The sequence below is a fragment of the Stenotrophomonas sp. ISL-67 genome (assembly GCF_018612915.1).
Classification (GTDB): domain Bacteria; phylum Pseudomonadota; class Gammaproteobacteria; order Xanthomonadales; family Xanthomonadaceae; genus Stenotrophomonas.
Window position 1 is genome coordinate 434,170 of sequence record NZ_JAGGRL010000001.1, and the last position, 12,864, is coordinate 447,033.

The window sequence follows — 12,864 nt, forward strand, 5'->3', positions numbered from 1 at the left end:
CCCCTTCAACAAGAAGGGGGCTCTTCCCATACGGCTTCACGTGGCGCGGATCGGTGAGCGGCCGGGCAGAGCCCGGCTCTACGCGAGGCTGGCGACTCCGCACTCACGCACCGGCGCGAAGCTGCGGCGGTGATGCGGGCAGGGGCCGTGCTCGCGCAGGGCGGCCAGGTGGGCGGGGGTGCCGTAGCCCTTGTGCTGGTCGAAACCGTATTCGGGGTGCTGCTCATGCAGCTGCAGCATGTAGCGGTCGCGGCTGACCTTGGCCAGGATCGAGGCGGCCATGATGGCGCGGTCGAGGGCGTCGCCGCCGATCAGGGCTTCGGCCGGGCAGGGCAGGCCCTTGGGGACCTTGTTGCCGTCGATGCGCGCGAACTGGGCCACATGCGACACCGCGTCGACGGCGCGACGCATGCCGAGCATGGTGGCCTGGAAGATGTTGAGGGTGTCGATCTCGTCCACATCCACCATCACCACATGGAAGGCCAGCGCCCGCTGCTGGATCCTGTCGAACAGCTGGTCGCGGCGGAGCGCGGTGAGCTGCTTGGAATCGTCCAGGCCGTTCAGGCGCGGTCGGTCGGGGCAGAACACCACCGCCGCCACCGCCACCGGACCGGCCAGCGGGCCGCGCCCGGCTTCGTCAACGCCGGCCACATAGCGGGGCGCAACCGTGGCCAGCGCCGCGCCGTCGAACAGCGCCAGCGATGCTGCCGCGGCGTGGCGGCGGCTCATGCCGCCGCGTTCCCGCGCGGCTTGCGTGCCACCAGTTCCGCCACTGCGTCGGCAGCGCGTGCCGAGGCGTCCTGGCGCAGCTGCAGGTGCAGTTGGTCGTAGGTGGCCTGGATGTCGATACCGCGTTGCGGATGGTCGAACCACTGCAGGATCGCCGCGGCCAGTTTGTCCGGCACGCAGTCGTGCTGGATCAACTCCGGCGCCAGGTCCTTGCCCGCCAGGATGTTGGGCAGCGCGAAGCGGTCGACCTTGATCAGGCCGAGCGCCTTCACGATGCGGTAGGTCAGCTCCGCCACGCGGTAACCGACCACCATCGGACGCTTGACCAGCATCGTTTCCAGCGTTGCCGTGCCCGAAGCGAGCACCACCACGTCGGCGGCGATCATTGCCGTGCGCGCCTGGCCATCGAGCAGGTGCGAGTACGCCACCGGCAGCGCCGAGCGCGACAGCTGTTCCTGGATCAACGCGCGGCAGGCCGGGTTGGCCGCCGGGACCACCACGTGCAGGCCCGGAATGCGCTCGGAGACCTGCCATGCCGCTTCGAAGAACGCGCCGCCCAGCTTGCTGATCTCGCCCAGTCGGCTGCCGGGAAGGACCGCCAGCACCTTGGCGTTGGCCGGCAGGCCCAGGGCCACGCGGGCTTCTTCGCGGTCACTGTGCAACGGGATGTCGTCGGCCATCGGGTGGCCGACGAAGCGCGCGTCGATGCCATGCCGGGCGTAGATCGGCGGTTCCATCGGGAACAGGCACAGCACCAGGTCGGCACTGGCGCCGATCTTCTCGGCACGCTTCTCGCGCCAGGCCCAGACCGACGGGCTGACGTAGTGCACGGTGGTGATGCCGCGTTCCTTCAGCCAGCGCTCCACGCCCAGGTTGAAGTCAGGGGCGTCGATGCCGATGAACACGTCCGGCTGCCACTCCAGCACGCGCGTGCGGAACTCGCTGCGCAGCTTCAACAGGCGCGGCAGGTGGCGCAGGATTTCAGCCAGGCCCATCACCGCCAGCTCGCTGGCGTCGAACCAGGTCAGGCAACCGGCGTTGCGCATGGCATCGCCGCCGATACCGGCGAATTCGGCGTTCGGGAAACGCTGCTGCAGTTCGCGCACCAGGCCCGCACCGAGCAGGTCGCCGGAGGCTTCGCCGGCGACCAGCGCAATCCGCAACGGTCGCGATGAGCCCGTCCCCGTCATCGCAGCAGGGGCCTCTCGGCGTGCTCGATGAAGTCCAGCATGTCCTTGACGTCTGCGCTGTGCGTAGCCTGTTCGGCCAGCTGTACCTTGGCTTCGGCCAGCGGCAGGCCGGCCACGTACAGGGTGCGGTAGGCGCGCTTGATGCTGGCGATGCGCTCGGCATCGAAGCCGCGGCGCTTGAGGCCTTCGCTGTTGATGCCACGCGGGCGGCCCAGCGAATCGCTGCCGACCATGGTGAACGGCGGCACGTCGCCGTTGGTCAGCGCGCCCATGCCCAGGAAGGCGTGGGCACCGATGCGGCAGAACTGGTGCGCACCGGCGAAGCCGCTGATGATCACGTAGTCGCCCACGCTCACGTGGCCGGCCAGGGTGGTGTTGTTGGAGAACACGCAGTGGTTGCCCACGTGGCAATCATGGGCGACGTGGGTGTAGGCGAGCATCCAGTTGTCGTTGCCGACCGTGGTGATGCCACCGCCGCCGGCAGTGCCGCGGTTGATGGTGACGAACTCGCGGATCACGTTGTCGTCGCCGATCACCAGTTCGGTGCGTTCGGCGTTGTACTTCTTGTCCTGCGGCTCGCCACCGATCGCGGCGTGGCCGATGAAACGGTTGTTGCGGCCGATCCGGGTCGGGCCGTGGATCGAGCAGTGCGGACCGATCTCGGTGCCTTCGCCGATCTCGACATCGGCACCGATCAGGCAGAACGCACCGACACGTACATCCGCCGCCAGTTTCGCCGACGGGTCGATGAACGCGGTGGGGTGGATGAGCGGGCCGTTCATTCGCGGGTGCCGGCGCAGAGCACTTCGGCGCAGGCGACGACTTCGCCGTCGACCTTGGCCACGCAGTCGTACACCGCCATGTTGCGGATCACGCGCTTGATCTCCACGTGCATTTCCAGCACGTCGCCAGGCACCACCTGCTTGGTGAAGCGGGCCTTGTCGACCTTCACCATGTAGAACAGCTTGGACTGCGCGTCGCGGCCCAGGGTGAGCTGGGTCAGCACGCCGCCGGCCTGGGCCATGGCTTCGATGATCAGCACGCCGGGCATGATCGGCTGGCTGGGGAAGTGGCCCTGGAAGAACGGTTCGTTGATGCTGACGTTCTTGGTGGCAACAATGGTGCGCTTCTCGTAATCGATCGCGACGACCTTGTCGACCAGCAGGAAGGGGTAGCGGTGCGGGATCAACGCCTGGATCTGGGTGATGTCCGGCAGCTTCTGTTCGTGGCTCATTCCTTCTCCTTGCTCACAGACAGGATGCGACGGGCCAGGGCATCGAGCTGCTTGAAGCGCGCGGCGTTCTTGCGCCACGTGCGGTTGTCGGTCAACGGGGTTCCGGACGAGTACTCGCCCGGTTCGGTAATGGAGTTGCGCACCACGGATTTGCCGGTGATCACCACCTTGTCGCAGATCTCAAGGTGGCCGACGACGCCGACGGCGCCGCCGAGCAGGCAGTAACGGCCGATCTTGGCGCTGCCGGCAATGCCGGTGCAGCCAGCGATGGCCGAGTGGGCGCCGATCTGGACGTTGTGGGCGATCTGGACGAGGTTGTCCAGGCGCACGTCGTTGTCGAGCACGGTATCTTCGAGGGCGCCGCGGTCCACGCAGGTATTGGCGCCGATCTCGCAGTCATCGCCGATGCGCACGCCGCCCAGCTGCGGCACCTTGATCCAGTGGCCAGCGTCCATCGCCAGGCCGAAACCATCGGCGCCCAGCACGGCGCCGGGATGGATGCGCACGCGCTTGCCGATCCTGACGCGGGTGACCAGGGTGACGCGGGCGATCAATTCGCAGCCGCTGTCCAGGCTGCAGTCTTCGCCGATGATGCTGCCGGCGCCGATGATGCAGTTCTCGCCGATCACGCTGCGCGCACCGATGGTGACGAACGGGCCGACATGGGCGCTTGCTGCGACCTGGGCGTCGGGGTCGATGATGGCGCTGGGGTGGATGCCCGGCGGGCGGGTCGGGGCGATGTCGAACAGCGCGCCGATCTTGGCGAAGGTGGTGTACGGATCCTTGGCGATCAGTGCGGTACCGGGCGCCGCCTCGGCGTCCTCGGCGCGCAGCACGACGATGCCGGCCTGGCTGTCGACCAGCTGGGCGCGGTAGCGCGGATTGGCCAGGAAGGTCAGCTGGCCGGGGCCGGCATGGGCAAGCGTGGCCACGCCACGGATGGCGGTGCTGCCATCACCATGGACCTGCAGGCCAAACTGCTCGGCGAGTTGCTGGGCGGTATAGGAAGGAGTATTCACGCCGGGAGTTTACCGTGTGCCGTGACTTCGGTCATGTTGGGCTGCTCGGTCCCCCTCTACCGTTGGCATTCGACAGGCTGCGTAGAGCCGGGCTCTGCCCGGCTGCTGTTGGATCCAGGCGAACAGCCCTGGTCTGCAGATGTCCGTGGCGTGGGCCGGCGGGTATGGGGGTACGGGGGCGCCGTGAATACGTCCTTGTAGGCTCTTGCGAAACATCCATGTTTCGCAAAGCCCCCGTACCCCCACACCCGCCGACCCTCCGACGGTTGGCCGGTGGCCACGGGAAACGCGGGTGCCGACCTTCGGCCGGCCTGCCATGCCGATCAATTTGGTGCGTTACCGGGCGTTGACGGGTTCACGGCAGTCGTCTGACGACCGACCCCACCTCGCAACAGCGTAGAGCCAGGCCCTGCCTGGCTGCTCTTCTCACCGCACACGACCATATGTGGGGGCGGCCGGCGGGTAGCCCCCGGAGGGACGCTAGAAAACATGGATGTTTTCTAGCAGCCCCCATGGATGGGTTCACGGCGTGTCCCGGAGCGGGGCTGCCCGCCGGCCGCCCCTGCACGTATAAACCGAAACGCTGCCTTTCGCCTTTCGCCTTTCGCCAAAAACAAAAACGCCGGGCATGCCCGGCGTTTCTGCAACGTGGCCGGTTCGTCAGAACTGACCGCCGAAGGTAAATTGCAAGCGTTCGATTTCGTCGCCATCTTCCTTCTTCAACGGGAAGGCGTAGCTGATCGAGATCGGGCCGACCGGGGCGCGCCACAGCAGGGCAACACCGGCCGAGGCACGCAGTTCGTTGGCATCGAAGTTGTTCGTGCCGCTGTACACGTTGCCGATGTCGAAGAACGCCGAAACGCGCGCCGACGGGCTGTCGAACAGGCGCGGGAAGTAGGCTTCGACCGAACCGACGGTCTTCAGCGAACCACCCAGCGGCTGGCCGCGGCTGTACGACGCGGTCGGCTCCGAACGCGGGCCCAGGGTGTTGTCTTCGAAACCGCGCACCGAGTTGGTGCCGCCGGCGTAGAAGTTCTCGAAGAACGGCAGGCCCGAGGCGGTCACCACGCGGGTGGTGCCATCCGGGTTGGTCAGCACGCGCGAGACATCATTGCCGTACGAGTCGCCGTAGCCGACTTCGGCGCGGGTATTGATGACCAGCGACGGAATGATCGGCCAGTACTTGGAGACCTGGTAATTCAGCTTGTAGTACTCCACCGTGGAGCCGGGCAGGGTGGTTTCCAGTCCCACGCGCTGGTACATGCCGCGGGTGGGCATGAAGTAGTCGTTGCGGGTGTCGCGCGCCCAGCCCAGCTCGGTGCGCCAGGAGTGGAACGTCCGGCTGCCGATGGCATCGATGTAATCGATGATCGACTGCGGCGTAGCGCCTTGATAAGTGGTGATCTGGTTGCTGTCGATACCCACCATCAGCGAGACGGTGTCGTTCTCGGTAATCGGCACGCCGAACACCACCTGCGCCGCACCGTTGGTGCTGTTGTACTGCGCGGTGTTGAAGTCGGAGTAATCCAGCTCGCGCCAGGACAGGTTGTAGCCCAGCGACACGCCGTCATCGGTGAAGTACGGGTTGGTGTAGGAGAAGCCGTAACGCTGCAGGTAGCTGCTGCGCGAGGCTTCGACCGACACGCGGTTGCCACCGCCCAGGAAGTTGTTCTGCGACAGCTGCACCGAGGTGGTCATGCCGTAGGACTGCGAATAGCCCAGGCCGAACACGAAGCTGCCCGAGGTGGTTTCCTTGACGTTGTAGACCACGTCGACCTGGTCGTTGCTGCCGGTGACCGGCGGCGTTTCGACATCGACCGATTCGAAGTAGCCCAGGCGCTGCAGGCGGATCTTGGAGCGGTCGATCGCGGCCTGCGAGTACCAGCTGTTTTCGAACTGGCGCATTTCACGGCGCAGCACTTCGTCGGACGTGCGGGTGTTGCCCTTGAATACGATGCGGCGCACGCCCACGCGCGGACCCGGCACGACCTGCATGTTGATCGCCACGGTACGGTCGGCGCGGTTGCTGGTCGGGATCGGGTTCACCTTGGCGAACGCGTAGCCGATGTTGGACAGCGAATTGGTGATGGCATCCGAACTGAACTCCAGCAGCGCGCGCGAGAACGTGTCGCCCGCCTTCTGGATCAGCATGCGCTCCACGTCTTCCTGCGGAAGGATGGTGTCGCCGGTGACCTTGATCTCCGAGATCTTGTACTGCTCACCCTCGGTCACGCCGGCCGTGATGAACATGTCGCGCTTGTCGGGACTGATCGAGACCTGGGTGGAATCGATGCTGAAATCCACGTAGCCGCGGTCCAGGTACCAGGCATTGAGCTTCTCCAGGTCACCGGACAGCTTTTCCTTGGAGTACTGGTCATCGCGGCGGTACCACGAGGCCCAGTTGTGCTCCTTGGATTCCCAGGTTTCCAGGATGTCCTTGGATTCGAATTTGTCCGTGCCCACCAGGTTCACGTGCTGGATCTTGGCGGCCTTGCCTTCCTTGATCGCGATGGTGACGTCCACGCGGTTGCGGTCAAGCGGGCTGACGGTCGGGGTGATCTCGACGTTGTATTTGCCGCGGTCGTTGTACTGGCGACGCAACTCCTGGGTCACGCGGTCCAGGCTCAGGCGGTCGAAGGTGCCACCTTCGGTCAGGCCGATGTCGCTCAGGCCCTTGAGCAGCTGGTCGCTCTTGATGTCCTTGTTGCCGGTGACGGTCAGCTTGTTGATCGCCGGGCGTTCCTTGACCGTGACCACCAGGATGTCGCCCTGCCGCTGGAGCTGGACGTCTTCGAAGAAGCCGGTCTTGTACAGGGCACGGATGGACTCGCCGACCTTGTTGTCGGTCAGCGTCTCGCCGCGTTCCACCGGCAGGTAGGTGAACACGGTACCGGAGGTGATGCGCTGCAGACCGTCGACACGGATGTCGCTGACGGTGAAGGGCTCGGCTGCCTGGGCCAGGGCGGGCGCGCCGAAACCGGCGGCGAGTGCGAGGGCAAGCAGGCGGCGATTGGGGAGTCGCGTCATGTCACGTCCGGTTGGAGTCGAATACGATGTTGCGGGATGCCGGCGCATAAGACGACGACAAAAGGGTAAAAGTTCATCGCGGGAACAGACCGAGGATGTCGTTGTAGAACGCCAGTCCCATCAGTCCGGCCAGCATGGCCAGGCCGATGTACTGGCCCGCCGCCATGGCACGCTCGCTAAGCGGGCTGCCCTTGACCAACTCGATAAGGTAATACAGCAGGTGCCCGCCGTCCAAGATGGGGATGGGCAACAGGTTGATGATGCACAGGCTGAGCGACAGCACCGCCAGGAACCAGAGGAACCAGTCCAGCCCCCGCTGGGCGGTCTGGTTGGCCACGCGGGCGATGGTGACCGGGCCGGAAACGTTCTGCAGCGAGGCATTGCCGGTGACGATGCGGCGCATCATGCCCAGCGAATCGCCGGCCGCGCGCGCGGTTTCGCGCAGCGCCGCCGGGATCGCGGCCAGTGGGCCGTACTGCAGGGTGGTGTCGTAGGCTGGCGCGCTGGCCTGCGGGAAGCCGATGCCGATCTGCCAGGTGGGCTGGCCGCGGCCATCCTTGCCCTGGCGCGGGGTGACATCCAGCGCCAGGCGGTCATCGCCGCGCAGGACCTCGATCATGCCCGGGCCACCCCGCTTGCCCAGTGCAAGGATGGCCGGGGAGACCTGGTCGGCCGCATCGATACGCTGGCCATCGACGGCCAGTACCAGGTCGCCCGGCAGCAGCACGCCCTGGGCGGCAGAATCAGGCACCACCTGTTCGACCAGCGCCGGCTGCAGGTGGAACTGCCAGGTCAGGCCGGCGAGCGAGGCCACCCAGCGTTCATCGAAGCCCGCTGGCAGCTGCGACAGCGGCAGGGTGCGGGTGCGCACCTCGTCCTGCGCGTCGCGCACCTCCAGCTGGGCGTCATGGCGGTCCATGGCCGCCGTGGTCAGGGCCATGCTGGCCTGGCCGGCGGTGACCACGCTGCGCCCATCCACGCTCAGCACGCGGTCGCCGGTCTGCAGCCCGGCCACCTGGGCCATGCCGGTGGTACGGCCGATGGTGGCGGAATAGTCCTGCTTGCCCAGCACGAACATGGCCCACAGCAGGACCACGCACAGCACCAGGTTGGCGAGCGGGCCGGCTGCCACGATCGCGATGCGCTGCCAGACGCTCTTGTGGTTGAAGGCCAGGCCGCGCTCGGCCGGGTGCACCTCGACCTCGCGTTCATCCAGCATCTTCACGTAACCGCCGAGCGGAATCGCCGCGATCGCGAATTCGGTGCCGTTGCGGTTGCGGCGCATCCACAGCGGCTTGCCAAAGCCCACGGAGAAGCGCAGAACCTTCACCCCACAGCGCCGCGCGACCCAGTAGTGACCGAACTCATGGAAGGTCACCAGCAGGCCAAGGCTGACGATCATCCACCAGACGGAGCCGATGAATTCACCCATGGTGGACGTCGCGGGAAAGGAGCGGGAAGGGCATTCAGGCGTGGTCGATGGCGGCTTGGGTGATCTGGCGGGCGTGCTGGTCGGCAGCCAACAGGCCCTCCAGTGTATCGGCGGACGCCGAAGGCAGTGTTGAAAGAGCGTTAGCGACCAGGTTCGGAATGGCTAGGAAAGCGATCCGCCCCTGAAGAAACGCTGAAACGGCCACTTCATTGGCTGCATTGAGCACGGCGGGGGCGGTGCCGCCGGCGGCCATGGCCTCCCAGGCCAGGCCCAGGCAGGGGAAAGCCTCGATGTCTGGCGCTTCGAAATCCAGCCGGCCCTGGGTGAGCAGGTCCAGCCCGCTCACCCCCGATTCGATCCGGTGCGGCCAGCCCAGGCCCACCGCCAGCGTGGTGCGCATGTCCGGCAGGCCCATCTGGGCCAGGGTGGAGCCGTCGACGAACTCGACCAGCGAGTGCACCAGGCTCTGCGGGTGCACCAGCACGTCGATGCGCTCGCCGGGGATGTTGAACAGGTGGTGGGCCTCGATGACTTCCAGCCCCTTGTTCATCAAAGTCGCCGAATCCACCGAGATCTTCGGGCCCATCGACCACTTCGGGTGGGCAACCGCCTGCGCCGGCGTGACCTCGGCCAGCTCGGCCCGGGTGCGCCCGCGGAAGGGGCCGCCGGACGCGGTAAGCAGGATCCGGCGCACGCCCGCCGGGTCCAGGCTGGCATCGCGCGAGCGCAGGCACTGGAAAATGGCGCTGTGCTCGCTGTCGATCGGGATGATCTCGGCGCCCGCAGCGGTGGCACGCTGCATCAGCAGCTCACCGGCCAGAACCAATGATTCCTTGTTGGCCAGCAGGATCCGCTTGCCGGCTTCGGCGGCGGCCAGGGTCGACGACAGCCCGGCCGCGCCGACGATGGCGGCCACCACGGTGTCGCAGGCATCGCTGGCGGCCAGCTGGTCCAGCGCGTCCGCACCGGCATGTGGCTGGGTGTCCAGGCCGGCTGCATGCAGGCCGTCGCGCAGCTCGGCGTACAGCGCCTCGCTGGCGATCACCGCGTGTGCGGGCCGGTGGAGGACGCACAGGGCGACCAGCGCCTGCACCTGGGTGCCGGCCGCCAGTACCGTCGCGCGGTAACGGTCGGGATGGCGGGCGATCACATCCAGCGCGGATGCGCCGATCGAGCCGGTGGCACCGAACACGGCGACCCGGCGGGGGGCGGTGGTGCTCTGCATGCTCAGAATCCGAAGATTTCCTTGCCCAGCGCGAACACCGGCAGCGCGGCCAACACGCCGTCGATGCGGTCCAGCACGCCGCCGTGGCCCGGGATGATGTGGCCCGAGTCCTTGGCGCCGGCATGGCGCTTGAGAAGGCTTTCGTACAGATCGCCCAGCACCGAGGCGAACACGGCGACCACCGTGGTGATGACCAGGCCGACCACATGGTCTGGCGAGACCCCGGCGATCCAGCCGAACACCAGTGCCACCAGCAGGCCGGCCAGCATGCCGCCGCCCAGCCCTTCCCAGGTCTTGTTGGGGCTGATGCGCGGGGCCAGCTTGGTGCGGCCCAGGGTGCGCCCGGCGAAGTAGGCGCCCGAATCGGCGGCCCAGACCACAGCCAGCGCGGTCAGCAACCACAGGTGGCCCTTGCCGCTGCTGGCGTGGATCAGCACCAACGAGGCCCAGGCGGGCACGATCGCCAGGCTGCCGGCCAGCAGCTTGAGCGCGCGTGCGCGGCTGCCCGGCTCGGCGCCGAAGGTGAAGAAACGCAGCCACAACAGGGCCAGCAACCACCAGCCGATGCCGACCAGCGCGGCAATCTGGTACAGCACCAGGGTGCCGGCATCGGCCCACACGATGAGCACCATCAGCACCAGGTTGAGCACCAGCAGCACGGTGCGGGCGAGGGTGTCTTCGACGTCGGCCAGCTTCAGCCATTCCCACAGGCCGATCAGGAACACGGCGGCGGCGGCGGCGGCCAGCCATTGGGTGGGCAGCAGCAGGATGGCGGCGATGGCGACCGGCGCCATGATCAGCGCGGCGATGACTCGGGTTTTGGTCATGGGGTGGGCGTCTCGGTGGCCAGGGCGGCGATCTGGGCGCTGGTCAGCCCGAAGCGGCGTTCACGTACAGCGTAGGCGTCCAGCGCCTGCTGCAGGATGGCGGCGTCGAACTCCGGCCACAGCACCTCGGTGAACCACAGTTCGGTGTAGGCCAGCTGCCACAGCAGGAAATTGCTGATGCGGGTGTCCCCGCCGGTACGGATGAACAGATCCGGTGCCGGCAGGTCGGCCAGCGCGACGCGGCTGCCAAGCAGCGCTTCGTCGATCTGTTCGGGCAACAGGCGCCCGGCCGCGACCTCGGCGGCCAGTTCGCTTGCAGCACGGGCGATATCCTGGCGGCCACCATAGCTGGCGGCGATGCTCAGGGTCATGGCGGTGTTACCGGCGGTGCGTTGTTCGGCCAGCTGCATGCGGCTGACCAGGCCGGCACCGAAGCGCTCGCGTTCGCCAATGAAGCGCACGCGCACGCCGCGCCGGTGGAGTTCATCCACCTCGCGGTCCAGGGCGTTGAGGAACAGCTTCATCAGCGCGTCGACTTCCTCGCTCGGCCGGCCCCAGTTTTCGCTGGAGAAGGCGAACAGCGTGAGCGCGGCAATGCCGCGCTCCAGGCAGAAATCGATGGTGCGGTTGACCGCGCGCGCACCGGCCCGATGGCCGATGACGCGCGGGCGACGGCGCTTCTGTGCCCAGCGTCCGTTACCATCCATGATGATGGCAACGTGGCGGGGCACGGCGGCGGTGGAGCTGCTGGTCGGGGCCTGGGTCATGGCGCTCAGACCGACATCAGTTCCTTTTCCTTTTCGGCTACGACACTGTCGACGTCCTTGATGGATTTGTCGGTCAGCTTCTGGATGTCGTCTTCGCCGCGCTTCTTGTCGTCTTCGCTGATCGCCTTGTCCTTGAGCAGGGCGGCGATGGCCTTGTTGGCGTCCTGGCGGATGTTGCGGACGGCGATCTTGGCGCCTTCGCCTTCCTTCTGCACCTGCTTGCCCAGCTCGCGTCGGCGCTCTTCGGTCGGCGGCGGCAGGTTGAGGCGGATTACGGTGCCGGACACGTTCGGGGTCAAGCCCAGGTCGGAGGCATAGATGGCCTTCTCGACGTCCTTGATCATGCCCTTGTCGAACAGGTTGATGACCAGCGAAATGCCTTCCGACACGGAGATCTGCGCGACCTGGCTCAGCGGCACTTCGCTGCCGTAGGCCCGGACCACGACGCGGTCGAGCAGGGACGGCGACGCACGGCCCGTACGGATGGAGGTGAGGGTGTGCTTCAGAGCATCAATGCTCTTTGCCATGCGCGTCTGCGCGTCCTGCTTGATATCGTTGAGCATCGCCCGAATCCTGGATGTCACTGGGAATCGGGCGATTATATCCCCTCTCAGGCGTTGTCGCGGCCCCGGACCAGGGTGCCGATGTTCTCGCCGTGCAGGATCTTCAGCAGTTCGCCCGGCTGGCCCATGTCGAATACGCGCAGCGGCAGGTCGCTGTCGCGGGCCAGGGCGAAGGCAGCGGTGTCCATCACTTCCAGCCCGCGACGGATCACTTCGTCGTAGGTCAGGGAGTCGAAACGGACCGCGTCGCTGTACTTGTTGGGGTCCTTGTCGTAGACGCCGTCGACCTTGGTGGCCTTGAGCAGCAGGTCCGCGCCGATTTCGATGGCCCGCAGCGCGGCACCCGAATCGGTGGTGAAGAACGGGCTGCCGACGCCGGCGGCGAAGATCACCAGGCGGCCCTTTTCAAGGTGGCGGATGGCACGGCGGCGGATGTAATCCTCGCACACGTCGTTGATTTTGATCGCGCTCATCACGCGCGCCTTGGCGCCGAGCTTCTCCAGTGCATCCTGCATGGCCAGCGCGTTGATCACGGTGGCCAGCATGCCCATCTGGTCGCCGGTCACGCGGTCCATGCCGCCTGCGGCCAGGCCGGCGCCGCGGAAGATGTTGCCACCGCCGATGACCAGCGCCACTTCGGCGCCGGCCTGCTGGGCTTCGATCACCTCGCGCGCCAGGCGGTTGATGACCTTGGGGTCGATGCCGTAGTCCTCATCTCCCATCAGTGCCTCCCCGGAAACTTTCAGCAGGATGCGGCGATAGGTGAGATTGGACATGGTGGCCTCTGGATGCGTGGAAAACGCGGGAATTCTACTGGAAGCGGCGGCACTCGGCGTGGAAAATCTGCTGCA

The 12,864-nt window shown here is 66.7% G+C and carries 11 protein-coding genes and 1 pseudogene; all 12 read right to left on the minus strand.

The window, feature by feature from the left end; genetic code table 11:
* Positions 1 to 78: 78 nt before the first annotated feature.
* The 12 genes and pseudogenes from J7J08_RS02120 to pyrH all read right to left on the minus strand — a co-directional run bounded on the left by J7J08_RS02120 (position 79) and on the right by pyrH (position 12,789).
* A complete protein-coding gene (locus J7J08_RS02120) occupies positions 79 to 729 on the minus strand; it encodes a ribonuclease HII (RefSeq protein WP_214901064.1) in 651 nt (216 codons plus the stop codon).
* A pseudogene (gene lpxB / locus J7J08_RS02125) lies at positions 726 to 1,907 on the minus strand (lipid-A-disaccharide synthase); the annotation flags it as partial. The pseudogene lpxB and the gene J7J08_RS02120, both read right to left, overlap by 4 nt.
* 8 nt (positions 1,908 to 1,915) lie before the next feature.
* Positions 1,916 to 2,701 (minus strand): acyl-ACP--UDP-N-acetylglucosamine O-acyltransferase, encoded by a 786-nt coding sequence (gene lpxA, locus J7J08_RS02130; RefSeq protein ID WP_214901069.1) that lies wholly within the window; start codon positions 2,699 to 2,701, stop codon positions 1,916 to 1,918.
* Entirely contained in the window at positions 2,698 to 3,153 is a 456-nt protein-coding gene (gene fabZ / locus J7J08_RS02135; RefSeq protein WP_214901071.1) for a 3-hydroxyacyl-ACP dehydratase FabZ, read from the minus strand. Before fabZ ends, lpxA begins: the two co-directional genes overlap by 4 nt.
* Positions 3,150 to 4,172 carry a UDP-3-O-(3-hydroxymyristoyl)glucosamine N-acyltransferase gene (gene lpxD, locus J7J08_RS02140; protein WP_214901073.1) on the minus strand — a complete coding sequence of 341 codons (1,023 nt, stop codon included), beginning with the start codon at positions 4,170 to 4,172 and terminating at the stop codon, positions 3,150 to 3,152. Before lpxD ends, fabZ begins: the two co-directional genes overlap by 4 nt.
* 660 nt (positions 4,173 to 4,832) lie before the next feature.
* Positions 4,833 to 7,199 carry an outer membrane protein assembly factor BamA gene (bamA, locus tag J7J08_RS02145; RefSeq protein WP_214901075.1) on the minus strand — a complete coding sequence of 789 codons (2,367 nt, stop codon included), beginning with the start codon at positions 7,197 to 7,199 and terminating at the stop codon, positions 4,833 to 4,835.
* 73 nt (positions 7,200 to 7,272) lie between these two features.
* Positions 7,273 to 8,631, minus strand: coding sequence for an RIP metalloprotease RseP (rseP, locus tag J7J08_RS02150; RefSeq protein WP_214901077.1), 1,359 nt, complete (start codon positions 8,629 to 8,631; stop codon positions 7,273 to 7,275).
* 34 nt (positions 8,632 to 8,665) lie between these two features.
* Complete coding sequence (locus tag J7J08_RS02155) at positions 8,666 to 9,856, minus strand: 1-deoxy-D-xylulose-5-phosphate reductoisomerase (protein ID WP_214901080.1); 1,191 nt, start codon at positions 9,854 to 9,856, stop codon at positions 8,666 to 8,668.
* A gap of 2 nt (positions 9,857 to 9,858) precedes the next feature.
* Entirely contained in the window at positions 9,859 to 10,683 is an 825-nt protein-coding gene (locus J7J08_RS02160; protein ID WP_214901082.1) for a phosphatidate cytidylyltransferase, read from the minus strand.
* A complete protein-coding gene (gene uppS / locus J7J08_RS02165; protein WP_214901083.1) occupies positions 10,680 to 11,450 on the minus strand; it encodes a polyprenyl diphosphate synthase in 771 nt (256 codons plus the stop codon). The genes J7J08_RS02160 and uppS overlap by 4 nt, the downstream gene beginning before the upstream one ends.
* A 5-nt stretch (positions 11,451 to 11,455) precedes the next feature.
* Positions 11,456 to 12,013, minus strand: a complete 558-nt coding sequence (gene frr, locus J7J08_RS02170; protein WP_214901085.1) for a ribosome recycling factor — start codon at positions 12,011 to 12,013, stop codon at positions 11,456 to 11,458.
* A gap of 47 nt (positions 12,014 to 12,060) precedes the next feature.
* Entirely contained in the window at positions 12,061 to 12,789 is a 729-nt protein-coding gene (gene pyrH / locus J7J08_RS02175; RefSeq protein WP_102946686.1) for a UMP kinase, read from the minus strand.
* Between the last annotated feature and the right edge of the window lie 75 nt (positions 12,790 to 12,864).